At 41.6% G+C, this 24027-nt stretch carries 20 protein-coding genes and 1 pseudogene; 7 read left to right on the top strand and 14 right to left on the bottom strand.

Going from position 1 to position 24027, the window contains the following annotated elements; all coding sequences use genetic code 11:
• Window positions 1-763: 763 nt before the first annotated feature.
• From SWP_RS20035 to SWP_RS20025, 3 genes are read left to right on the top strand one after another with little or no spacing between them, the layout of a single operon-like run.
• Window positions 764-2065 (top strand): AAA family ATPase, encoded by a 1302-nt coding sequence (locus SWP_RS20035; RefSeq protein WP_020914471.1) that lies wholly within the window; start codon window positions 764-766, stop codon window positions 2063-2065.
• Entirely contained in the window at window positions 2062-2679 is a 618-nt protein-coding gene (locus tag SWP_RS20030; protein WP_020914470.1) for an HNH endonuclease, read from the top strand. The genes SWP_RS20035 and SWP_RS20030 overlap by 4 nt, the downstream gene beginning before the upstream one ends.
• 52 nt (window positions 2680-2731) lie before the next feature.
• A complete protein-coding gene (locus tag SWP_RS20025) occupies window positions 2732-3463 on the top strand; it encodes an NYN domain-containing protein (protein ID WP_044556128.1) in 732 nt (243 codons plus the stop codon).
• 307 nt (window positions 3464-3770) lie between these two features.
• Here SWP_RS20025 and SWP_RS20020 read toward each other — a convergent pair whose 3' ends face one another.
• Window positions 3771-4691: a hypothetical protein gene (locus SWP_RS20020; RefSeq protein WP_020914468.1), complete on the bottom strand. Its 921-nt coding sequence runs from the start codon at window positions 4689-4691 to the stop codon at window positions 3771-3773.
• Between the two features lie 117 nt (window positions 4692-4808).
• Window positions 4809-5986, bottom strand: a protein-coding gene (locus SWP_RS20015; RefSeq protein WP_143711184.1) for an IS3-like element ISSpi4 family transposase whose coding sequence is annotated in 2 segments (ribosomal slippage) — window positions 4809-5728 and window positions 5728-5986 — 1179 coding nt in all. Because the reading frame shifts where the segments join, the coding sequence is not laid out codon by codon here.
• A gap of 456 nt (window positions 5987-6442) precedes the next feature.
• Between SWP_RS20015 and SWP_RS19995 the strand changes: the two are divergent.
• Window positions 6443-7592 (top strand): annotated as a pseudogene (locus SWP_RS19995) (IS3-like element ISSpi1 family transposase).
• A 211-nt stretch (window positions 7593-7803) separates the two neighbouring features.
• Here the strand turns inward: SWP_RS19995 and SWP_RS19990 are convergent.
• From SWP_RS19990 to SWP_RS19975, 4 genes are all read right to left on the bottom strand, one after another.
• Window positions 7804-8088 (bottom strand): hypothetical protein, encoded by a 285-nt coding sequence (locus tag SWP_RS19990; protein ID WP_020914466.1) that lies wholly within the window; start codon window positions 8086-8088, stop codon window positions 7804-7806.
• Window positions 8089-8099: 11 nt separating this feature from the next.
• A complete protein-coding gene (locus SWP_RS19985) occupies window positions 8100-8753 on the bottom strand; it encodes a hypothetical protein (RefSeq protein ID WP_020914465.1) in 654 nt (217 codons plus the stop codon).
• A 16-nt stretch (window positions 8754-8769) separates the two neighbouring features.
• Window positions 8770-9825 (bottom strand): lipase family protein, encoded by a 1056-nt coding sequence (locus SWP_RS19980; protein ID WP_020914464.1) that lies wholly within the window; start codon window positions 9823-9825, stop codon window positions 8770-8772.
• Window positions 9826-9886: 61 nt separating this feature from the next.
• Window positions 9887-10225 (bottom strand): YegP family protein, encoded by a 339-nt coding sequence (locus SWP_RS19975; protein ID WP_020914463.1) that lies wholly within the window; start codon window positions 10223-10225, stop codon window positions 9887-9889.
• Between the two features lie 140 nt (window positions 10226-10365).
• On the opposite strand from SWP_RS19975, the gene SWP_RS19970 reads away from it, so the two are divergent.
• Complete coding sequence (locus SWP_RS19970) at window positions 10366-10728, top strand: helix-turn-helix domain-containing protein (RefSeq protein ID WP_020914462.1); 363 nt, start codon at window positions 10366-10368, stop codon at window positions 10726-10728.
• The gene (locus SWP_RS19965; RefSeq protein WP_020914461.1) at window positions 10721-11533 is read left to right on the top strand and encodes an ImmA/IrrE family metallo-endopeptidase; all 813 of its coding nucleotides are present in this window, start codon (window positions 10721-10723) and stop codon (window positions 11531-11533) included. The genes SWP_RS19970 and SWP_RS19965 overlap by 8 nt, the downstream gene beginning before the upstream one ends.
• A 141-nt stretch (window positions 11534-11674) precedes the next feature.
• Here the strand turns inward: SWP_RS19965 and SWP_RS19960 are convergent, their stop codons facing one another.
• On the bottom strand, window positions 11675-12958 hold the full coding sequence (locus SWP_RS19960) for a tyrosine-type recombinase/integrase (RefSeq protein ID WP_020914460.1): 1284 nt from the start codon (window positions 12956-12958) through the stop codon (window positions 11675-11677).
• A gap of 472 nt (window positions 12959-13430) precedes the next feature.
• On the opposite strand from SWP_RS19960, the gene SWP_RS19955 reads away from it, so the two are divergent.
• Window positions 13431-15341: an alpha/beta hydrolase family protein gene (locus tag SWP_RS19955; protein ID WP_228371084.1), complete on the top strand. Its 1911-nt coding sequence runs from the start codon at window positions 13431-13433 to the stop codon at window positions 15339-15341.
• A gap of 91 nt (window positions 15342-15432) precedes the next feature.
• On the opposite strand, the gene SWP_RS19950 is transcribed toward SWP_RS19955, so the two are convergent.
• The 7 genes from SWP_RS19950 to SWP_RS19920 form a co-directional block, all read right to left on the bottom strand.
• Complete coding sequence (locus SWP_RS19950; protein WP_020914458.1) at window positions 15433-16554, bottom strand: site-2 protease family protein; 1122 nt, start codon at window positions 16552-16554, stop codon at window positions 15433-15435.
• Between the two features lie 85 nt (window positions 16555-16639).
• On the bottom strand, window positions 16640-18310 hold the full coding sequence (locus SWP_RS19945) for a DUF342 domain-containing protein (RefSeq protein ID WP_020914457.1): 1671 nt from the start codon (window positions 18308-18310) through the stop codon (window positions 16640-16642).
• A gap of 183 nt (window positions 18311-18493) precedes the next feature.
• Window positions 18494-19522 (bottom strand): methyltransferase, encoded by a 1029-nt coding sequence (locus tag SWP_RS19940; RefSeq protein WP_020914456.1) that lies wholly within the window; start codon window positions 19520-19522, stop codon window positions 18494-18496.
• Between the two features lie 620 nt (window positions 19523-20142).
• Entirely contained in the window at window positions 20143-21447 is a 1305-nt protein-coding gene (locus SWP_RS19935) for an alkaline phosphatase (RefSeq protein WP_020914455.1), read from the bottom strand.
• A gap of 18 nt (window positions 21448-21465) precedes the next feature.
• Window positions 21466-22413, bottom strand: a complete 948-nt coding sequence (gshB, locus tag SWP_RS19930; RefSeq protein ID WP_020914454.1) for a glutathione synthase — start codon at window positions 22411-22413, stop codon at window positions 21466-21468.
• 121 nt (window positions 22414-22534) lie between these two features.
• Window positions 22535-23266, bottom strand: a complete 732-nt coding sequence (rsmE, locus tag SWP_RS19925; protein ID WP_044556126.1) for a 16S rRNA (uracil(1498)-N(3))-methyltransferase — start codon at window positions 23264-23266, stop codon at window positions 22535-22537.
• Between the two features lie 14 nt (window positions 23267-23280).
• Window positions 23281-23988, bottom strand: a complete 708-nt coding sequence (locus tag SWP_RS19920) for an endonuclease (protein ID WP_228371168.1) — start codon at window positions 23986-23988, stop codon at window positions 23281-23283.
• Window positions 23989-24027: the final 39 nt, after the last annotated feature.

Genomic DNA, 24027 nt, shown 5'->3' with positions numbered 1-24027 from the left:
TTGTATTTCAGAGGCCCCGAATTAGAGGACTCTGATAGCCTATGTTTAGTCAGACAATCTTATAGTGCAAGATCGTTTTGAGTTTAAGCCGAGTCTCTATGATTCGGCTTTTTTATAAGGAAATGCACTCGAAAATACATTGTAGTTTACTTCATTTTGTCCAAACTAATGTAACCAAAAGTCGGCGATCACGAATAGAGCTTTAGCAAATTTGTCTAATAATGAATTAACGATGAAAGCTATAACTATGAATTTGCTACTAGAAGGATAACCAATTTAACGGTAACAGTAATTATCACGGTATTGATATCACTCGTTTGCGGCCCTTTGTGATGTACATGCTTTGGCAGCATGATTTTAGCGATTAACTAAAGGATAAATCCCAAAAAAGGCCCGCAGGGTTGATAATTACAGAGGTAATATTTTGTTCCAATAATAATCGCTTAAAGTATGCTCGAGCCTTGATTGCTTTGAATCACCAGCTATAGAAAACTACTTTATCAAACTTAAGACTCAACTCCTGTGAATGTTGCAACTAATCAGTATTAGTCTGGAAACCGAGTTTTATTCTTAGTCGGTGGCGGCAATGGTTTTAGTTATTTAGTTGATGAAAATACTACATTTATTATCTTTGGCTAGTGATTTTATATAGCTTTAGAGGTTGAGTATTCTAAGTAAGGGCTTATATATTTTATCAAAAGATAAAACCTGTGAAGACAACATGATATGATTTATGTAATAGAAAACTGAACGGTAATTTTTAGTGATAATTGACACGTTAAAACTCACAAACTTTCGCTCTTTTGAAGACTTTGAGCTGCAATTTGATCCGAGGCTCACCGTGTTAATTGCCCGTAATGGTGCTGGTAAGTCTAGCGTACTGGATGCCGTAGCTACAAACTTAGGTCAGTTTCTCACTCGGTTACCAGGTGTTTCAGGACATAACCCTAAAGATACTGATTTTTTGGTATTCCCGGATGGTCAAAAGCCTGCCTATATGCGAATTTACTGTCGTGCCACTAATGGTGTCGAATGGGATCGTACCGAGCGTCGAGATCAAACAAAAAAAACTCTGAGTAGCATTCCTGAAGGTGTAGGCATAAAGCGCCTACACGAATACGTTGATCAATTCGTTGATGCTCATAATGAAGGTGGTAAATACGATCTTCCAATTTTTATCTACTATGGTACCGGACGGGGAGTGTTCGATATTCCTCAAAGAAAGCGAGGGTTTAGTAAAAAATTTCCCCGCTTTGAGTCTTTGTCGGGCGCATTAGAGAGTCGCACTAATTTTAAGCGGTTTGTCGAATACTTTTATTATTTAGAAGATAAGGAAAGCAGGCTGCAAAAAGAACAGCGGTCTTTCGATATAGAAGTGCCAGAATTGAAGTCTATCCGGAATGCAGTAAGCAAAATGATGCCGGAGTTCCGTAACCCTAGAACTATCGCTCCTGCAGGCCTTATGGTTGATTGGTTACACGATGATGAAACCAGAGAGCTTAAAATTGAGCAGTTAAGTGATGGATATCGTACTACTTTAGCAATGGTAATGGATATTGCTGCTCGAATGGCTGAAGCTAACCCTTTCATGGAAGATCCACTTCAGACCAGAGGTATGATTCTAATTGATGAGGTTGACCTTCATTTACACCCGGAATGGCAACGAGAATTCTTACCTAAACTCATTAATACTTTTCCAAAAGCTCAGTTTGTGGTTACAACACATTCACCCTTCATTATTCAGTCTGTTAAAACTGGAAAGTTAGTGGACCTAGATCAAGAAGATCCAGAGGATAGTCCATCTTTAGAAAAAGAGCTTAGCGTCGAAGATATTGTTGAAGACTTCATGGGTCTTGAGGGGATACAGCGTAGCGCAAAGTTCAATGAACGAATGGAGTTAGCGGATGAGTATTATAGGCTACTTGACGCGGGAGTTGATCGGGAGTCTATAAAAGTGCAAAAAATAGAAAAGAGGTTGGATGAGATAGAGGACTTATTTGGTGATAGCCCTGTAGAGAGCGCACTTCTGAAGTCAGAGCGCCGAACAAAAGAGAGTAAAGTATGAGGCCTGTTTCTCGTCCTGTGTATACCGGTCAACTATATGTAAATTACAAGAGTTACCTCAAACCACTCATTGAAAATTTTGGAGGCTACTGCTCTTATTGTGAACGGCAGGATAAACTGGATGTTGAGCATGTCGCGCCAAAGTCAAAAAATCTACACCTTGAAGTCGAATGGGGAAACTTATTGTTAGGTTGTCCAAGATGTAATAGAGACTTCAAAAAGTCAAAGAATGATAATCGTGAAGGGTACATGTGGCCAGATACGCATAATACGTTTGGGCTTTTGAAATATTTGGAAGATGGAAGAGTTACTCCTGCCGATGGTTTAGCTGACGATATTGAGCTGATCGTACAAAATACGATTGAATTAGTTTGTTTAGATGATAAAAACCAGCCTCAAAAGACACTGAATCTAGCTCGAAGAAGAAAGTTTAAAAGTGCTGATATAGCAAAAAGAAAGTTTGTTGATGGCTGTCAAACTCTTGATGAAATTTTGCTTTTGGCAGAGGAAGGGTTTTGGTCAGTTTGGCTTACTGTATTTAAAGATATAGATGAAGTGAAAGAAGCCCTGTTAAATCACGTATCTTACCCAAATACATCCGGTGATTTAGCTTAATTAGTACGATTGAGATGAAGTCCTATTTTAGGAGGTAAAGCAAGGAATGCTAATGAAGGATAAGGAAAAAATAGCACTTTTTATTGATGCAGATAATGCGCCTGCTGCAAAAGTTGATGTGATCCTGTCAGAGCTGGCAAAGTATGGTGTCGTTAACATACGCAGGGCATATGGTAATTGGAAAAGCTCTAACATCAAGCCATGGGAAGATGTATTGCATGAATATGCGATTCAGCCTATCCAGCAGTTCGATCTCACTAAAGGCAAGAACGCCACAGACATAGCTTTGGTTATCGATGCTATGGATATCCTCTATACCAAAGATGTCGATATCATATGTCTGGTGTCATCTGATTGTGATTTCACTCCCCTAGTAACTAGAGCGCTCGCAGATGGAAAATTCTTGATTGGTTTTGGTGAGCGTAAGGCACCAAGTGCATTCGTAAACAGTTGTTCCCGCTTCCTATATCTAGACGAATACGAACAAAGTGTCGAAGGGTTACCGAAGTTTGATAAAAGCCTGAACAAGGATAATAAGCTTATTAGTCTTTTAAGGCAGGCGATTGAGGCTGTTGAAGAGGATGATGGGTGGGCTATGCTTGGTCCAATTGGTTCACATATCTCTAATCAAGCATCTTTTGATCAGCGAAACTACGGCTTTAAAAAACTAAGCGATCTCTTTGCTGCAATTGATCTGTTTGAATCGAAGATGACTCAAGGCTCAGTGATTTGGATACGTGATATCAAGAGAGCGAAGCAGCAAGCTAAGAGACTGTCATCGTGAGACTTCATGATAATCATTATGTTCGTACTTGAACACGATATAGTGGCAATAGCATAATCGCTCCAGGTTCACTAGGTTGAGCCGAATTAGAACCTGTAGTGAAGTGGTTGTAACTTACGGTTACCGTGAAGTTAAGCCAGATTAAGTCGAAAAACGTACGGAATACCAATGGCTTACAAACTTAACGATAATAATCATTATCGTTAAGTTGAAAGGTAATATGTGTCTATGGAGCTTGTAGTTAGCTAGGTTTTACTTAATTGATTTGCTGTTCGCATGATAGCATTACTAATAATGCACCATTTTATTATGAGAATAGTTGTCTGAGATTTATTAAGCTGGTGTACCAACTATTTAGTACTTGTGCTGTTACTTTAGGTGTTAGGAGTGGACTTATGAGAAATAGAATAATTATAAAAGCTAATGCGTAAAGGCCATTTTTTTGAAAATCTACTTTTCTCCTGTAGTCACTTAATTTCTCGTCGTACTTATTAAATTTTTCTTTGGTTTCATTGGCGTTTCCTTTGTAGCTTTCAAGCTCGTCAGTCATCTGAGAAATTTCACTTTGGAGATTTTCGTATGCACTTTGGTAGTTTTGAACTCTTTTTAGTAAGGTAGAGTTTTCTTTTTTGTGCTCGTGGAGCTCATCAGCAACCCTTGTATGTTTTGCATGCAATAATTCAAGTTCGTTTTTAACATTGGCATTTTCACTTTTAAGATAACTAATATTGTTGTTTAGTTTGCAAACTCTTTGTTCGTGAACTCTAGTTGAGGTTGGATCAACAATAAACTCCCCTACAACATCTTCGTGAAACCAGGTAACAAGCTGATTTATATGTTGCTCTACTAACTCCTCATCCCATAATTTGCCTTTTGGCCAATTGGGGCGCTCAGCAGGGAACTGCCTTGCTGAATTGTTCTTGATAGTGACTTCAAATACAGGAATATTATGAAATACAAAGTCTTCTTTTTTATAAGACTCACATCCATGTGTATAAGTAACCTCAATGGCTAATTTTCCGCCCCATTTGTCATAAAATTCGCTATCTTCACCAAAGGTGCATAAAATATCAGGGTAATATTTTGCACCGTTAGGTAGGTGTAAATATGGCGTTTTTTCTACAGTTCTAAATTCGAAATTAAGTGGTATACGCTTATCTTTACATACGTGGATAAGCTTCATATTACTAAGGCGAGATAATGCTTCAATGACACATTTATGAGACATCGATTCATCATAATTCCTATCAAACTCTGAGGTTTGTTCTCCCTTAGTGAATCGTTCGAATTGATGGTTTCCGCTATGCACCTTTAAGCGATATCGCTTGCTTTCATCTTGTAGTGGTCAACTAATATTGGCCACGATCTTAGAGTTTAACCAAAACAATCGTTCTGATTCATTAGGTGTCAGTCCGCCGTTATATTGGTGCGGGCGAAGCTGACAATAATATCCAATTATGTATCGTGTAATTTCTTGCTGAGCTTCAGCAAAGCTACGATACCCTATTGGTGGTATCCATTCTGTCTTAAGGCTCCTAAAAAAGCGTTCCATTGGACTATTATCCCAACAGTTCCCACGTCGAGATAAACTTTGCTTGAGCTGATATCGCCATAATAGTTGTCGATATCTTCTGCTTGTATAGTGAGTCCCTTGATCGCTATGGAGCATAACACCTTTAGGTTTTCCACGACCTTCATAGGCCATCGAAAGCGCTTTGCCCGTTAAACGGCTATCAGGTGATAACGACATAGCCCAGCCAATGACTTTACGAGCAAATAGATCAATCACAACCGCTAAGTACATCCAGCGGTTACCTGCCCACACGTAGGTGACATCACCAACCCAAACTTCATTCGGAGCGGTGACAGCGAATTGTCGACCTAGGTGATTAGGGATTTCGATGTGCTCTAGTGTCGCTTTTCGGTATCTGTGCTTAGGTACCTGACAACTCACTATACCAAGCTCCTTCATCAGCTTAGTGGCGCGATAACGGCTTAACGAGATACCTTGCTGGCTAACCATATCTGCAACCGTCCTAGCTCCTGCCGAGCCGTTACTTGCAGTATGTACTTCGCTAACTAGACTTCGAAGCTTTACTTTATCTGCGTTTATGGTTATTGGCCGTTTTCTCCAATACTTGTAACTACTACGATGAATACTGAACACTTCGCATAATGTTTTTATGCTGTAGCTCTGCCTGAGTTTCTCAATTATTAAGAATTGTTCAGTGAGTCCGACATCAACAGAGCTGTGGCTTTTTTTAATATTTCGTTGTGCTCCTGGAGGCGAGCTAGTTGCTTTTTTAACTCTCGAATTTCAATTTGTTCTGGTGATATAGGTGATGCTTTAGGTTGCTTACCTTGTCGCTCTTCTCTTAATTGCCGAACCCACTTATCCATGGTCGATTTACCCACGTTCATAGCTTGAGCGGCTTCAACAATTGAGTAATTTTGATCTAGCACTAATTGAGCTGATTCAAGTTTGAATTCTGCGCTAAAAAGTCTTCTTGTACGTTTCGTCATAGTGTCACCTGTTTACTTATGAGGTAATGATATCACCTCTAACTAGGTGGCCAAATTCACCGTACCACTACATCTGGATTCAAGCTCCAGTAAGTACGCGTTTTATGCATCTCGTTATCATCTCTTTGGACTCGAATGGCTTTGTCTATCGAAATACGAAGAGGTTTACTTGTTAAAGGGGCTTTATGATATTCGTTGTTTTTTTTGTCTTTAATATATGCCTCATTCGGCCTTTGCACGGCTACTTTAGCAGCTTTCTCTCTTTGTTCCATTTCAGCCTCATCTAGTGTAATGACCAGTTTTTATTTGTTAGTTATGTATTTTGAATTGTATGAAAGTTGGCTCTTGGAGCTGATGCAGAGGGATTCGAAGCATAAGCCTTCAAAGTACCTGGTAAGCCCCTAGAACAGTAGACACTTCATAGAGTTATACTTAACCAAAAATATGAGGTGTTACATGCGCGGAAAACGATATCCAGATGAGTTCAAAATAGAAGCTGTTAAACAAGTCACTGAGCGTGGTTATCAAATCGCAGATGTTGCTGATAGATTAGGCGTCACTTCCAAAAGTTTGCACAACTGGATTAATAAGTTTGATAAGCCGGAAAAGCAACACATCACCATTGATAATCAACAAGACGAAATACGTAAACTCAAGGCTGAACTACGTCGCGTAACCGAAGAGCGAAATATCCTAAAGGAGGCCGCCGTGTACTTTGCAAGCGAGTCAAAGAAAAGTACACGTTCATAAAGTCTAGGCTCAAGCACTACCCAGTAAAAACCCTATGCGAAATACTTGGCGTTCACCGCAGCGGCTTCTATGCCTGGCTTAAGGAGCCTCTGAGTCGCAGAGCTACTGAAGATAAGCGACTACTAGGTAAAATTAAACAGTATTGGCTAGAAAGCGGTTGTGTGTATGGCTACCGAAATATCACTTTAGACCTTAAAGATGATGGTGAGGCTGTGGAAAAAATCGGGTATATCGGATCATGAGAACAGCTGATATTAAGGCTGTACGTGGCTATAAGCGCAATCCAAGTTTTGGCAGAGGCGATGTTAGTCATACAGCACCAAATACGTTAAATAGAGGGTTTGACATCGCTGAGCCCAATAAAGTTTGGGTGACCGACTTTACCTATATTCGGACTCATGAAGGTTGGCTATATCTCACTGTTGTTATCGATCTATTCTCTCGACAAGTTGTCGGTTGGACAATGAAAAGTACAGCTAGAGCTGACCTAGTTATTGATGCGCTACTGATGGCGGTATGGAGACGCACTCCAACAGAAAAGGTGCTTATCCATTCCGATCAAGGCGTGCAATATACTTGCTCTGATTGGCGCAGCTTTCTTAAAGAGCACAACCTGGAAGCGAGTATGAGTCGAAGAGGAAACTGTCATGATAATGCAGTTGCTGAAAGCTTTTTCTCATTACTGAAAAAAGACAGGATTAAGCGAAAAGTCTACAAAACCAGAGATGAAGCGCGTGCTGAAATATTTAACTATATCGAATATTTCTACAATCCAGTGCGGCATCATGGTAGTAATAACGGACTGTCTCCAATGAATTTTGAAAAGCAGTATTATGAGAACTTAGAAAGTGTCTAGAAAACTAGGGGCTTACCAACCTCTCCCGTGGCTTAATACGAAAGATTAGTAAACTGGTTATGGTTGCAAAAGAAATCATCTTTGTAGGGATGCCGGTTTGTAAAGACCTATTACCATTTCTCTACTCCGAAATCGAAGATGGGGAGAAATGGTTTTTGATACGGAAGTTGGCACACCAAATACCTTATGCTGGAGCAGCTAGGGTGAATGCCTAAGTTAATTTAGTCAGTAAAGTAAGGATTACACCAGAAAACTCTTCTGATTTGTTTACAATTGCATTTACTTTGTTGTTACGCTCTTCAGCGGATTTGACTATTTTAAGTAATTCAGCAAGCTTTTTAAGATCTGCAGGCTCAGGGAATAGCTCGTTAACTTCACTATCCGTTAATCGAGTGATTGAGGAAATGTGCGATGCCAGCCTTATATCAACAGCAGCAGCTGATTCAGAGATAGCTTGATCTACATTGTTGTCAAATTCTTTCCAGTTGATAGTCATGATATTTTTCCTTATTCTATTGATTCTTTAATGTCTTTTATTTTGTTTAAATATTTTTTTGCAGAATTAACTTTGTCATCTACTTTATGACCAGTTTTTAGCAAGTCTGAAACAGCATTGTCTGTTCGATCAATAAGAGTTGTTAGTTTGTCATTAGACACTCCCATCATTTCCAAATAACGGTCTCTATTTTCGGAAACCTTAGAAGCTGAGAGTAAAAAGCTAGTGATACTGTTATTGATACCCCTTGCTTGTCCATATTCTGCTTTTATGTTTCGTTCTATACGTCTTTCCAATTCATCAAGAGGTTGGATTAATTCAATACGCTTGTCATTTATCATTTCTTGAAGTTTTGGGCCCGTTTTTAGCAAAAATGTTAGCCGTTGTTGTTTATCATTTTCAGTGACAACAGTATTCCATGCATCAGAAATGAATGGTTTTTGGAAGAACTCGTTTGCAAACTCAGGTAACCAAACATCTTGAATAAACCGATCCACCTCTATCCGTTTTTGGTCAAAATAGCGATTTAAAAGTGTAATGTTGGCGTTTTCTAAAGCTGATATTCTGTTGCCTAATTCGCTTGATAAATTAGGTGCTTCTGGTGGAATAGTGGCGCAGCCCGATATTCCTATTATGCAAATGACTGCCATTATGTAATTACGCATTTCTATATTCCTTATCCTAGTTTTTATTTGTGGCGACAATAGCTAATTTTTTACGGTAAAGGGTTATAGAGTGGTCAGCCAGAGGCTTACTCCAAGGCAGGGATTTAATGAATAGCATTTTTATACGATAGAGAAAAGTAACTGAATAAAGCAGGTTAACCGCGTCGTAGCTGCCACCTGCACAATTTGTAAGGTAACGCATATTGCCACCATGCAAGTATCCGCCAAACTTTGATAGAAGATAACTTCTTATGCTTTTACCTACCTGAGGAATGAGACCCAGTAGCCAACTTACAGCCGAAATTGTATCAGATCCAGGTGGCATCATAGTTACACAATCAGCTGCATTTACAACACGGTACAGGGGGGTCTTGATGTTGGATATCCATTTTTCGTCACCAACTCTGGGTGAGCCAAATGTATAACAAGACGCCATACCTCCAGTATGTTTTAATTTTTTCGCTGCAATTGTAGCTAATGCCCCACCTAGGCTGTGACCCGTGATGAAAAGTGGTTTATTTTTAAATTCATCTTGGTTTAGTGTATGTTGAATTTCAATTGCGACTTCTTCAAATGCCTGCTTGAAGCCGCTGTGTATATTACCGCCGCTGTCGCATTTCGTTGTTGTTGCTTTAGCATCAGATTTGATATCTTTGACACTAGTTGATTCAGTACCTCGAAAAGCAAGAGTGATGAACTTGTCGGTGGATATCAAAATTGCTTGTGTACCATTGGAGTCGAATGTCTTAACCAATTTCGCGTTTAATGATTCTAATTCTGCACCTAACCTTTCTATCTCGATTTTATGGTCATAACCGACGATATCTAATAGCTTAATAAGGCTAGATTTTTTAGTTTTCTGTGTAAACTCTTCTAAATATGTGGTGATTAATTCTTTCTGTTGATTGTTCGTAAATAGTGGATTAAATCTAAGGTAGGCCAGCTCAGAAAAACAAGCCATAAGCCATGATGTTCTATCGCTATATGCCTGGCGATAAGTGGGTACTTGTTTGCTCAGGAGATTGTTGACCATTTCAATTTCTAAAGCATTTTGTGCGATAACATTTTTCATTTGACACTACCTTTGATCTAAGTAACAAGCTAGTTGAGGCAAGATTTGAGCCTTATATGCATTAAGTTAAATCAACGACATCTGCTATTGGGGCATTGCGCTTTACAGACTCAATACCGTTATCACGACCCTGCGTTGATACATAAAGTTCGCTAGTGCCTACCACTTGGTAGTTGCCACTGCTCTTTAAATTAAAGTAATACTGGTCATTGCTTGCAATGAGTCGATCGTAGTTAGAGTCAAGTGGAGAATTAACTTTTACAGATTCAATGCCATTTCGACAGTTATCTTTAGTGGTATAACCTTCGCTACCTAGGATAGTTTCCCCATTTTGTGCGCGAAGGCGGAAGTAGAAATTGTTGTTAGCTGTGCTTTTGAATATTTCAAATTTAGTAGACATGATGATTATCTCTTTTGTTTGATGGCGAAAGTAAGGTTGTTAACTAAAATTAAGTGCGAGCTTAACAACTGTTAAATATGTTGGCACGACTAGAAATTCATGTCAACAGTTGTTAAGATCTATTTTTACTGGAGGAAATCATGTCTAGCAAAGCTGAACAAGCAGAAGTCATTAGTAGTAATATAAAAAAATTAAGAGAAGGAAAGGGCTGGAACCAGACAAAGTTGGCTTCTGAAGCCAGCATTAGTGGAGCGGCACTAAGCAAAATTGAGCAAGGCAACGGTCGTGTACCGACTATTGTGGTTATGAGAAAGATAGCTTCAGCACTTAAAGTGCAAGTTAATGATATTACAGGCGAAGCTACTGAGGTCACCTCCGAGGCAGAGGAAAGGAATAGAGAGTTTTATAGGAAGTGGGATGTGCTAGATGATCTTGAGCAAAGTGATCAGGAGATTCTTCGAGGAATGGCAGAAAGGCTTAAAGGAATAACACAACGTGATTAAAGAAAAGCATGGAGCGGCTGAGGCGGAATACTTGTTGGAGGAATTAGAAATAAATACTCTTCCTATAATTCCTAAGGAAGTGGTAAAAGCTATTGACTCGGAGCATTACAGAGTTGTATTAGAGCCTCAGTCTTTCAAATCAGAATCAATTCTTGGAAAAGCTGAAGGTAATAATGATGGTGCTTTAATATACGTTAACGCGAATATAAAAGACGAAGGTCGTTATAATTTTACTGTTGCACATGAGTTAGGCCATGTTGTCTTGCACATCATGAACCGTAAAAAATTATCTTTCGAGTGCGGTAAAGATGCTTTTAAAAGCTACTACAATGATCCATCGGAAAGAGAGGCGAACGGCTTTGCTTCAGGGTTGTTGATGCCAAAGCAATTAATATCTCCATTAACTGATGGGGATATTAACTGGCGAAATATAAGTACAATTAAGCGGGAATGTAAGACTTCTTTAGAGGCTAGTTTCAGGCGACTTTGTAGTTTATCGCATGAACCTGCTGCTTTAGTTATTCATAAAAAAGATAGATTTCACAGGTTTGCTTCATCCGAGCAGTTTGATTTTTATATTGAGCAAATACCTTTAACCATTGATAAAAAAGATCTATGTTCTAATGGCTTAGCTGATGAGTTGTTTGCTGAATTTGAAGAGATGGACGCGTCAGATTGGGTGAATCCATGTAAAAAGGGTCTTACAATAGATAGGATTTATGCCAGCTCAATTTCACTTGCGAACGATATTACATACACATTACTTAAGTATGATGATGATTGTTTATCAGACTCAAATGAGTGATAAGGTGTTGCATCAATCGAATTTTTTATAATCGATAAGCACTAAGTTTATGCCGTATTTATACAGACTGGTGCTTGTTTATTAGAGATTTTGAACTGGCTCAACAGTCTTGTCAGCCGACTCACCGTACTTCTCGAGTATCTAAATACAGCCTCGTTTTCTATACTCAAGCCCCCATTCATTAAACTGCTTTGCTAGCCTTGCATGGCTTTTAGCTAAAGCAGTTGGCGAGGCTGCTTTCTTCTTAGGTTTAGGCTTTCTTACTTCAACACCAGATAGCTCACGAGTGAACATCTTGGGAACAACATGGCTGTAATGCTGCTCGATCATTTGAACACTTGTACCACACTGTTTGGCCAGTATTTCCATACTCACTTCACCAGACATTAATTGCCATGTGATATAGGTATGACGTAACGAGTAGAGCGTTCTGACACCATGCGCTGATTGCTTTAATCCTGTGTCGAGGAGTGCTTTATCAAATGCCTTGCCAAGCTCTTTAGTCGTTGAACCATCGCCTAGTCTGAATAATTTATCTGAAGGTTTGCGGTTGGGGAATCGTTCACGTAGATCTGCAATGCACGAGAAGATCTCATCACGGCACACGATCTCTCTAGTACCTGTATGTTTGGTTGTCTTACCTTTCGTCACCGTCACATAGAAAACGACATTGTGCTCATCAGTTTCCATGTTGATATCCCCCCAGGTTAGGTTCTCCATCTCAGTGCCAGGTCTGATCCCTGTGTGAACAGCAAACTCCATATAATCTAACAGCAACTCTCTGATCTGACGTGTCTTCTCTTTGCGGCTATTCTCTTCTAGCTTTATGATCGCATCATAAGTTTGCTCGTACTCCTTCTTGGAAAAAGAGGCGCGCCGCTGGCTGGTTAAGCCGTCGCTATTGAGTACGGGGACTTGCATAGGAAGCATCCACTTTCTAACCACCGCTTCTTTGAAGACCATCTGCAGAGCGGCGTTATGAGTTTGGATTGTGGACTTCGCTGGTATACGTTTGAACTCTTCAATTCGCCACTTATCAAACTCGCGGACCACCTCTTGATCAATGGAAGTAATGAACATGCGATCGAAGTAGGGGATATGGTATTTTCGCAGGGCACCTATGTAATCTTTGTAGATGACCTTGCCACCGCCATGCATTAATTCACTCTGCATTTGGTCAATGGCTTTCTCTGCCACATCTTTAAAGCGTTTACTGTCGATTAAGGTGTTGGTCTCGGCTCGTATTTCATAATCCATATAAATACGGTGAGCCATTGCGATGGCCTCATTCAGATCTGTTTTCTTTGTGGCCTTGGCGTACCATTTACCGTACAGCACGAAGCGGCAGTACCAGTATTTACTGTTACTCTGAAGGTAGACATAGAGTTTGTCTGAGATGTTGTGACGTTCGATTTGTTTGCTCATTCATCCATCATAATGAGAAACGCTTGTTCTTGCAAAGAATTTGCAAAGGTGTTCTGCCTGGTTTTTATCTATTGATATTATTCAATATTTTTAGAGGTGTTCTTTTCAAAATCCGATTTCGAAAGAAGTGACGGTTCAAGTCCGTCCTCAGGTACCATTTCTCTTTAAGAGAAATAATCAAGCCGACATTAAGTCGGTTTTTTTGTGCCTGAAATTCACAACTTACCCACTTTTGGGGTTTTCAACTGCTAGCAATTTACTATTTTAATAGAATAAAACAGTTCGGTGATGCTTTAGAGCGAATCAGCTTCTTTTAGTCAATATTGACTAGCGAATAGTGACACATATTACTTCTATTCAACTTGTCTAACATCCTATGCAGGTTAATACTTTTGTATGATATGTTCCTCCTGCATCAGATTTGATGTCGATAGTGCCACAGCACTATAGGATTTATTCAAAGGAGTGTAATGTGTCTCTAGTCAAAAATATTCTCGGTTTCACCGCGTTAGCAATACTGCCGCTCGCTACACAAGCGATAACGGTTGAAGAATTTTCCAAACATCCACAATTTTATGATGTCAAAATTTCTCCAGATGGTAAGCACCTTGCTGTATTAATTAATACCGAAGGGCGTAAGACGTTAGCTTTTCTTGAAACAGAGTCAAAAAAGCTTACTTATGCTGTTCCTGCCAGCAAACGAGATCAAGCGGGCAATTACTATTGGGTGAACAACGAAAGGGTGGTGGCGCAAGTACAGCAGGTCAGCGGCCGATTTGAGAGGCCAGGCAGTGCCGGAGAATTGTTTGCTGTGAACTACGATGGTAAAAAAAGTAAGATGATTTTTGGCTATCGGGCAAAAAAAGGTATTGCATACAGTGCATATGGTGGTTTTTTGCTGGATAACCTTGAAGGAGATGACAGGCATATTTTGATCCAAAAGCGGGAATTGAACCAAAGTGGCAACGCTAAGCCTAGGGCAGTAAAGCTAAACGTATACACAGGCAAGGAAAGACGTGTTAAAACTGCGCCAATGGCTTATGGTGGCTTCTTAGTTGATCATAGTGGTACACCGCGTTTTTCTGCTGGTACTGATGAGGAACATGTTACTCACGTTTATTACACTGAAGGTAAAGGGGAAGATTGGCAGAAGTTTGGTGAAGAGATTAAGGGGGAGTATTACCCGCTAGGTTTTGCTGAAGATAACAACACTGTCTATGTTACAAAAAGTAGCAATGGTGGGCCTATGGGCTTATACGAATATGACATCACCACTAAAAAGTCGACCCTCCTGTATCAAAGTCAGCTTGCGAGCCCTTCACCATTAAGTGTTGACCTCAACCAGGTTTATGGCATTCGTGTCGATGAAGATTACCCCAGTTTTCACTTTCTGAATAAAGATTCGCTGGAGAGTAAACTACACCAAAAGTTAGTTGCCTCGTTCAATGGCGATACAGTAAGAATCACCAGCATGACGGCCGATAGAGGAAAAGCGGTATTGCATGTTTCTGGTGACCGCAACCCAGGTGAATTTTATTTGTATGATACTAAAACCAATAAAGCTGAGCATATGCTTAGCAGCAGAAATTGGCTAGATAAAAGCAAATTGGCACCAACAGAGCCCTTTAGAATTAAAACGCCTGATGGCTTAGTGCTCAATGGCTATATGACATTACCATTAGGTAAAAGTAATAATTTACCCACTGTGGTGATCCCCCACGGTGGCCCTCATGCCCGAGATTATTGGGGCTATAACGCTGACGCTCAACTATTAGCAAGTAGAGGCTATGCGGTAGTGCAAGTTAACTTTAGGGGCTCAAGTGGTTACGGTCAGGCATTTAAGGAGGCGGGTTACACCCAATGGGGCGCAAAAATTCAAGACGATATCCTACTAGCGACTAAATATGCGGTGCAAACTGGGGTCGCCGATAAAGAGCGCTTATGTATTTATGGTGTCAGTTTTGGTGGCTACAGTGCGCTACAAGCATCGATAAAAGAGCCTGATACTTTCAAATGCAGTATTGGCTATGTCGGCGTCTATGATCTACCTATGTTGTACGAAGAGGGAGATATGACTGATGCGACATGGGGGGAAGCTTATTTGGATAAAACCTTAGGAACAAATGAAGCCGAGTTGATTGCCCAGTCGCCGGTACATAATATCGATAAGCTTAAAGCGCCGGTGCTGATTGTTCACGGTGAAGACGATAACCGGGCTCATTTTGAGCATGCACTAGCGCTGCGCGATGCGCTCGATGAGCATAAGCACCCTTATGAGTGGTTAGTGAAAGATAAAGAAGGCCATGGCTTCTATAAAGAAGAAAATATCATTGAGGCAAACCATAAGATATTGGCTTTTTTAGATAAGTACATTGGTCATTAACTTTCAGTTTTATGAACAGAAAGGCATCCATTTTGGATGCCTTTTCTATTGGGCTGGAATACCCTGCCTTAAGGTTTATACCGATTGGTATTTAGCTTTTTAAGATCTCTAACGGCAGCGCTAACATATCGTCGCCGCTGCCGGCGAAATACCAGATAATACCAATCAAACAGCCTACAGTAAGAAAATACCATACCGCTGAGAAGATCTGACCGTAGCGATCCAGTGGCAGTAAGTGGCTCTGGTGGCGTGTTTTCCATTCAAAGACTATCTCGGCACTACCGATAAGTAGCAGGAAGCCTAATAGTGCCAAGCCTAGGCTATAGCTGATGTAGACGCCAACTGCTGCACCTGCAATACAGGCGACGAGCCCCATAACACTGTTCATTGAAAAGCTGATGCTTTTCAGAATATGGCCACCATCGAGCGGAAGAATCGGCAACAGGTTAAACAGATTCAGCAATGCATTAAAGGCCGCTAATCCAGCAAAGAAGATATTGCCGGTAACCCAATAAGCGATGAGTGCTGCAATAGACATAAATAAGCCAAAAGTAGGCCCCATTATTGAGATCACTACATCTTGCCAGCGGGTGTTTATTTTCTCGTCACTTAAGGCTAAGCCGCCCATAAAAGGGATGAGATATATTCCTTTGGTCTTCATGCCAAAATGCTTCATTGCCCGGATATGGCCATATTCATGGAATACTAAACAGGCGATAAGCGCGAGAGCAAACTGAAATGAAAACAACCAGGAGTAGGCGGCAACACTGGCTCCTGCTAAAACGACTTTAATCACCTTGGCGCTTTTTAATAGCTTGAAGCCCAGAGATGCAAGGCCGATTATGCTAAATTGCTTTTTTTCTGCAATTGCAACAGTAGGGACTTGTTGCTCAATATCTTTAGTGTTGCGCTTGCCGCTAGCTATGACGTTTTCATCTTGCAGCAGGCGGTAATCGATGGCAAAAGGCTGCCAACGTAAGTCGGTCTCTAAAGTGATCTTTGTGGTTCGCTGTTGAAGAACCGCATCTTGGGAGTCGATTGCGGTTGGGGCTGCTGTATTGAGCTCAAAGCTATGGCTTTTTAAACCTTCATTGTCAGCGCTTGCTTGGATAACTGAGACTAAGGTATCGCCCCAAAAGAGTTGTTGCCATCCTGCCAATGAGCCTTCTAAGCGAAGCGGCTTACCAAGGCAGTCAATTTTCAATAGTTCCACGTCATATCTCAACGATTTAAAGTATCGTTATTATGCCGCTAACCATCGTCCTTAGGCAATGGCTCTCAAGTTGCCTGTATAGGGATTATTTTTTAATACTGTAATCGTAGTTGATCTCTTGATTACAGTTGGTAATACAGCAGGGGCCATGCTCTCTCTGAGTTCGATTAAACGCGCCACCAATATGGATCTCGATATTGGCGAAAACATGTTTTAATGCATCAATGCGGTAGTTCTTGTAGTAGCCTTCAACTTCTTGCTTAGTCGTTTCAAACTCTGCCTGCTCTTCTTGCATCACGCTATTGATTCGACGCTTCTCTTCCAGCATTCCTTTGACTTGCTCGACCATCATTTCATCATCTTGCCATTGTGTTTTAGGGGGCAGGTTACCTAGTTGTCCTTCAATATTTTTTACTGCCACCCTCATTGAGGTAATGCTCTCTTTAAGCTGGACTAGATTATGTTTATGTGTACTAATATGCATGGCGCAGAATATTTCAGTTTTGGTTCCAGCAGTAGCGCCAATGGCAACAACTTTCACCCCTTTATCGGCTTCGACTTTGCCACCGACTAAATCGCCGCGGCGACCGCTCGCATCGCAAACTATTAGCTGTTGATTCGTTTTGGCATAACTATGCAAGAGCTGTTTGGTTACCAGAATATTACCAGTGGCTTCCAGATTAGAGTACTGCACAAATTGTGCACTTATTTGGCCTTGAGCTTTTAGTGTCGTAGAAAGTGCATTGTCTTTTAGTTGGCGCCCAATCACTCCCTTACTAACGGTAACATCGCCTTGGGCAATTAAGGTGGCTGAGTCGACAAATCCCATAACAGTGATATCACCGCTGCTTTTAACAATCATGCCTTCGCCAACGTCACCGGTAATTAACACGCTACCCTTAAAGTCGACATGACCATAGCCGACGTTGACATCTTTTATTTGCAGTACGTCATCAACTTGCATGCCGTTTTTGGTTTCTACTGGTTGGCCCGCAACACTAGCGACGAGCAGGTTAGGGTTATTGGCGCAAAATTCAGTGCCCTCACCAGCAACCAGCTTTATGTCTTTCCCCGGCTTAGCGAGCAGTTTGTCACCATAAACGGTGTAGCCATCGACTCCTGCAGTTGCGGGATGTTTCAAAATAAGCGCATTGCCAGGTTTGACCATGATGACTGAGCCAAGGTTACGCATATCGACGCTGCCGTCACTATTTTCTTGAGGCTGGAGTAAGCGCTCTCGAGCCAACATGACCTTTCGTTCTATGCTGGCTGATTTCCCATGGATGGGGGAGCGCCCATTAGCGATGATATTACAACATTCATCGCCAGGTAATAGATTGGTCAACTGCCTTAACGCTAACTCTATTTTGGGTTTACTTAGGCCAAGCTTGATATGTTGAGACTTTAGGCTTTGAAGTATGTCTTTTAAGGTAATGGTTTGGCCGCCGTAGGCTGCGGTTAATGTCATTGATGCTTGCATTTTGTCATCGGAGATCTCAAAGCTGATACTTGCATCACGACGTTCTGCTATCTCAAAGCGTTGCTCAAATTGGCCATCATCAGTTCCTGATAACTGGTTTATTTGAGCCACAGCTTTACTGATGATCTCCTTGAGTGGATATAGGGAGCTAAAGTCAGGAAACGCCAATAGTTCCACAATGTCCTTATCAGTTAAAGGGCCGTGGGTATTGGGGATGAGTGTTAGCACGGCTTTTATACCGTCAGTGTCTAACTCTATAAGCTCCGGATGCAACATGAAAATCCCTACAGTTATTTGTTTTTATAAGTGAGATTACCTTTGAGTATAACCATACAAGTGATTGTTTAGGTATTATAAAATATAAAATTTTTGACCAATATATCATTGAAAATGTAACACTATATTGGTTGCAGAATAATCAACTAGTAGAGATTTTATAACATACTTTTATGCTCTGCTTTAGCGTTTTATATTGGAGTATATTTTGTAGCGGTTATTCTCGGCACTGACGTTTACTTCGCCGAAATTTTCAGCAATGCAATCGGAGTAGGGTAGGTGGCGGTTAGCAACGATATGGAACAGTCCACCTCGCATTAGATTAGCACTTGCCGCTTTTACAAAATCGGTAGCGATATTAGTCGTACTGGCCAAACCATCGTGGAACGGTGGGTTAGAGATTATGCCATCGTAGTGGCCGCTTGTTTGTGCCATACCATCGGATGCAAAAATGTTGGCGCTCAGCCCATTGGCTTGCATTGTTAAATCACAAGATGTCAGCGCCATCGCATTAATGTCGACACAATCAAGAGTAAGCTTAGGTTGTGCTGTTAATAATGCTGCCGCAATAACACCTGCACCACAACCAAAATCAAGCACGTTACCCTGCATCTTGGGTAGGTTTTCGAGTAACAGTTTAGTGCCTTCATCGAGTTTCTTCTCGCTAAATACACCGACCATATTACAAATGGTGATCTCCCCTTGTGGGGTTTGCAGTTGATACTCGCTGTACCAGTCTTGCAGCTTTATCTCAGGTGCTTCCCGGTTTAACTCACTGGTAAATACGATACAGTGACGGGCATTATCTGCTTTAAATGCTTTGTCGAAGTAATCGGGGAGCTGTTTAGGCAATGACTTAATACCTCCCTTATTCTCACCAACCACAATGAGCTGGCCTTGGGGCTTTAGGTGCTTGCCTGCTAGATTAAACAGGTAAGGAGCGAGCGCTTTCGCTTTTGGAAAATAAACGATGACACTATCAAAGCACTCTTGGGTAGGCAGTTGATGACCAAAATACAATTGCAGATTTTTTGCTGCATAGGGCTGCATTATAAGGTGGTGATGAAAATCCAGTGCTAAAGCACTTACGCTCGACGCACTCTCTAATAGCGCTTTGGGTAGCGTATCACCTTCATAGTTGAGTACTAATACAGAGTGGTCTTTGAATAAATCACTATTTCTAAGAAGGACTTGCGAAGCATTGGTTAGCATGAGTTTTCAAGGTCGAATGTTAAGTGGCAGTAATTATACCCAACTGACCTAAATATGCACTTTATACCAATTGCATTAAAAGTTTGACCATTCAGCGGGAATTCAAAACGCTGTAGTCAAGTAGTGGGATTTGAGCTAATAGTTATTCTCGGCTCTGGCATCCTGCTTCGCTCTACCTCCTAAATCCATTTAGTCGTATATCCAAATTCCATAGCGAAGCATACAGCGTTTTGCCAATTTGTTTAACCTCAGCCGCACTACGTGAGCCTCTCAGTCTTTCCACTTCTGCTTTGCATTGGCTTAAAAGGGAATAACCATTTCTTTACCGATGCGCTTTGAATTGAAAAGACTGAGGGGCTCTGAACTGGCCAAATACTTAATGCAATTGGTATTATACCAATCGGTATAAAGATTTGCTCGCTCAGCGAGAGTGTAGTGGTTTTGAGGCAAGGTTATTAATTTTACCAAGGGAGTGACGATTAGTGGCAATCAATGCCTTGATTAATCTCCCACTGAATTCTGCACCTTCAGCTAGAACGGCTATATATTGACTGGTTTTAAAGTTCGATAAAAAAGCTAGCTGGACACAGGATTCCAGCTAGCCTTTAAGATAGTTACTACTAGTCTTTTTTCGGTAGCAGAGTCATCATTTTTTCAGCTATTTGGGTGTTGTCTTGATTGCCTTTAAACAAATCTGCTGCAGGCCCTACGGCAAATACTTGCACATCGCCACCAGTGTGGCCACTTGTCGTCCAACCAGTATTACTGCGGACATCAATCAGTTTCTTAAGTGCAGTTTGTAGAGCTTCATCGCCCTGCATACGTGCATTGCTTAATTGTTGCAACTCTGAAGCGCTCAACTCGAAACCAAGGCTTTTACTAACCCCAGTTTGCCACTCGTCACTGGCAATGGCAGTTGCACTAATATTTGAGGGGCTAGCACTAATCCCTTTTAGTAGCTCAGAGTCCCAAGCATATTCGCCATTTGCACCTATAGAAAGCCCACCAGTATTATGATCAGCAGTAGCCACCAACAAAGTATCTGGGTGTTGGCGAACATATTGCTCTACAACCTCCATTGCGTTAGCAAAGCTCTGCATTTCGGCCATGGCGGTTGCGATATCATTATTGTGTCCAGCCCAATCAATCAAACTGCCTTCGACTAATAACACGAAACCTTTGTCATTTTGTGATAGTAGCTCTAAAGACTTTTGGGTTAAACGGCTTAAGGTATTGGCGTCCACATCGTTTATCACCCAAGGGAGTTGCACCTCGGCAAATAGCCCTATAACTTTGGGTTTAGCAATGGATTCAAGCTGTGCTAAGTCATCGATATGTTGATAGCCTTTGGTTTTGAACTGGCCTAATAGTGCTTCAGAGAAGTATTTTTGCCCACCACCTAAAATCACATCGGCATCAGATTGCAGCATGTCTGTGGCAATCGCTTCATAGTTGCGGCGGCTTTCGTTATGCACTAAAAAGGCTGCTGGCGTCGCATGGTTTACCTGTGAGGTAACAGCCACACCCGTTGACATGCCGCGGGATTTTGCCATCTGCATGATAGTGGTCAATGGGCGTTTATTGGTATCGACAGAGATGGCACCATTGTAGCTCTTAAAGCCTGTGGCAAGTGCGGTCGCTGATGCTGCTGAATCAGTTACATAACCGCTCTCCTTAGCGGGGTAAGTCGAAGCCATTCCCACTAATAAACGATCAAACACCGTCTGCTCAATCTCTTCGGTATCAGGGTTGTTCTGAAAATATCGATAGGCACTGGTATAAGCTGGCCCCATGCCATCGCCAACCATGATGATCATATTCTTAGGCCGTGATGGTGCTTCAGTTATATCGATATTGGCTGTTGCATACAGCGGCAATATGGCAAGGGCACTAAGGACCCAAGTAAAAGTGTTTCTAAAAGTCATACCGAGTCCTTAGGGAGGTTATTTGTTGATTCTGGCTTCGATAGCATCCATCAACATGCCGCTAATATCGACATCAAAAGCAGCTTCAATCTCTTTTATACAGGTTGGGCTGGTAACATTTATCTCTGTCAGTTTGTCACCAATAACGTCGAGTCCAACAAAAATTAAACCGCGTTTTTTAAGCTCAGGACCGATCGTGCGGGCAATATGCCAATCAGACTCTGATAGAGGTTGAGCAACACCACGTCCACCGGCGGCTAAGTTACCGCGAGTCTCACCTTTTTGCGGAATTCGCGCTAAGGAGTATGGCACTGGTTCGCCATCGACAACCAAGATACGTTTATCACCTGAGGTAATATCCGGAATAAAGGCCTGCGCCATAGCGTATTGTTGACCTTCATTGGTTAAGGTTTCGATAATCACTCCAAGATTTGGGTCGTCTTTTTTGACTCTGAAGATAGAGCTGCCACCCATACCATCTAATGGCTTAAGAATGATATCCCCCTTCTCTTTATGGAAAGCTCGAATACGTTGCTCATCACGGGTAACCACAGTCTCTGGAGTAAACTCTGAGAACCAAGCGGTAAACAGTTTCTCATTAGCATCGCGTAGGCTTTGCGGTTTGTTAACAATTAACACGCCTTGCTCTTCGGCTCGCTCGAGCATGTAAGTTGAGTAAACAAATTCTGTGTCGAATGGGGGATCTTTGCGCATTAAAATAACGTCTAGATCGGCCAGCGGCGTGTCGACCGCAGCTTCAAGTTGATACCAATCGAGTGGATCTTGTTTGACTGTTAATGCACGCATGGTCGCCATCGCTTGGCCATTAACCATGGCTAGATCATTCATCTCCATGTAAAACAGTTGGTAACCGCGAGATTGGGCAGCCATTAACATGGCAAAGCTTGAATCTTTCTTAATATTAATGTCGCTGATGGGATCCATCACGATACCGAGTTTTATCATGGAACTTGTTCCTTATTCTATATTTCGAGTCAACTGCTAACATGGGGGCTATTAAGCCGTTTTTCCAGCATCGAACTGATATTCTTATCATTGGCGCAGCTAATTCACTGCAGCGTTAAGTTTAACCAATATCACCAAATTTGAGCTGCAGAGCGGTAATAGTGGTCAGCGCCGCGGTTTCGGTGCGCAGTACTCTTGGGCCAAGCAGTACATCGGTAAATTTATGGGTTTCGGTCATGGTGATTTCAGTTGCAGATAAACCACCTTCAGGCCCAATAACCAAACGTACACGATTGTTAGGTAAACAGAGCCCGTTAACCCCGTGTGAGGCTCTAGGGTGCAAGTTGATCTTCAGCGAGCTTGTCTCTTCTGCACACCAGTCACTCAGTTGCATGGCGGGGCGAATAACCGGCACCACACTGCGGCCAGATTGCTCACAGGCGCTAACGACTATTTTTTGCCACTGCTGGATCTTTTTCTCTAATCGCTCACCGCTTAATTTGACTCCACAGCGCTCAGAGAAAAGCGGTGTAATGGTGTTAACACCCAGCTCGACAGACTTTTGAATGGTAAAGTCCATTCTGTCGCCGCGGGAGATCACTTGACCTAGATGTAGATGCAGTGGCGACTCGCTGTCGTTGCTTTCACAAGATAAGACCTTTACCGCGACGTTTTTCTTACTGGCACTGAGAATTTCAGCCAGATAATTATTACCATCGCCATTAAATAAACAGACTTGCTCTCCTGCAGCCATTCGCAGGACGCGGCCGACATGACCTGCAGCTTCCTCGTGTAGTGACACTGTTTCATCAATAGCCAACGAAGAGGCTTGGTAAATTCTTGGAACTCTCATGGTACAGGTTTGCCTTATTCTGCGATGTTCGATGCTGAGATTAGTTGCTGACACTGAGTTTGTACAAAATGATTGTGATTACCTTGTACATTTGCAATAGCTTGATCTCGCTTGCACTCAATAGTATCAACTGGATAGCTTTTATCCCATGCTTTAAATAACTTTAATTGGCTACTGGATATTTGTAACGCATAGGTTCTTTGCATATAAAGATAAATGCGGGCTATTTGCCCTCGAGTATAGCTAGGCGGCTGCACTTTTCGAGATTTAAAGTCCACGCTTATCTCACATTGACCATATTGTACGGGCTTGGCATTCCACTGGCTAAAGCGATAGTTACTGCGATCGCCATTCACTTCGCCAATAGCGGGGACTAAGTTGTGTAGATCCGACTCCATTTTCTTAAAGAGTTTATCCGTTTTTCCACAATTTTTACGGCCTCCTTGTTGCCAACATTGGCGTTGATGACCGAACTCCCACGCCGGGACGATATGTTCCCACTCAATTCTCGCGGCTCTTTTTTGCTGCTTACGCACCTGATAGCCACAGCGGCTAAAATCAGTACGCCACTTTTTACCTTCAACTTTAATGTCACAACCACAATAAAAGCTGCTGATTGGCAAAGACTCAATATAAAGCTTTTTGGCTAAGCGTTTTGCTTGACTGAAACTGGTTGGTTGCTTGGCTTCGGCGAAGCTCTGTAAAGGAGTAAACCCTATAATACTAAGCGCTAATAAGAGCGCTTTAAATGCAGCGTTGTT

The sequence above is a fragment of the Shewanella piezotolerans WP3 genome (assembly GCF_000014885.1).
In the GTDB taxonomy this organism is placed as follows: domain Bacteria; phylum Pseudomonadota; class Gammaproteobacteria; order Enterobacterales; family Shewanellaceae; genus Shewanella; species Shewanella piezotolerans.
This window is presented reverse-complemented; position numbering and strand designations above follow the sequence as displayed.

Excerpts from the sequence above, each read along its gene's own strand:
- SWP_RS20030 (WP_020914470.1), top strand. The coding sequence starts at position 2,062 with ATGAGGCCTGTTTCTCGTCCTGTGTATACCGGTCAACTATATGTAAAT.
- SWP_RS20025 (WP_044556128.1), top strand. The coding sequence starts at position 2,732 with ATGAAGGATAAGGAAAAAATAGCACTTTTTATTGATGCAGATAATGCG.
- SWP_RS20020 (WP_020914468.1), bottom strand. The coding sequence starts at position 4,691 with ATGTCTCATAAATGTGTCATTGAAGCATTATCTCGCCTTAGTAATATG.
- SWP_RS19990 (WP_020914466.1), bottom strand. The coding sequence starts at position 8,088 with ATGACTATCAACTGGAAAGAATTTGACAACAATGTAGATCAAGCTATC.
- SWP_RS19985 (WP_020914465.1), bottom strand. The coding sequence starts at position 8,753 with ATGCGTAATTACATAATGGCAGTCATTTGCATAATAGGAATATCGGGC.
- SWP_RS19980 (WP_020914464.1), bottom strand. The coding sequence starts at position 9,825 with ATGAAAAATGTTATCGCACAAAATGCTTTAGAAATTGAAATGGTCAAC.
- SWP_RS19975 (WP_020914463.1), bottom strand. The coding sequence starts at position 10,225 with ATGTCTACTAAATTTGAAATATTCAAAAGCACAGCTAACAACAATTTC.
- SWP_RS19970 (WP_020914462.1), top strand. The coding sequence starts at position 10,366 with ATGTCTAGCAAAGCTGAACAAGCAGAAGTCATTAGTAGTAATATAAAA.
- SWP_RS19960 (WP_020914460.1), bottom strand. The coding sequence starts at position 12,958 with ATGAGCAAACAAATCGAACGTCACAACATCTCAGACAAACTCTATGTC.
- SWP_RS19945 (WP_020914457.1), bottom strand. The coding sequence starts at position 18,310 with ATGTTGCATCCGGAGCTTATAGAGTTAGACACTGACGGTATAAAAGCC.
- SWP_RS19940 (WP_020914456.1), bottom strand. The coding sequence starts at position 19,522 with ATGCTAACCAATGCTTCGCAAGTCCTTCTTAGAAATAGTGATTTATTC.
- SWP_RS19935 (WP_020914455.1), bottom strand. The coding sequence starts at position 21,447 with ATGACTTTTAGAAACACTTTTACTTGGGTCCTTAGTGCCCTTGCCATA.
- gshB (WP_020914454.1), bottom strand. The coding sequence starts at position 22,413 with ATGATAAAACTCGGTATCGTGATGGATCCCATCAGCGACATTAATATT.
- rsmE (WP_044556126.1), bottom strand. The coding sequence starts at position 23,266 with ATGAGAGTTCCAAGAATTTACCAAGCCTCTTCGTTGGCTATTGATGAA.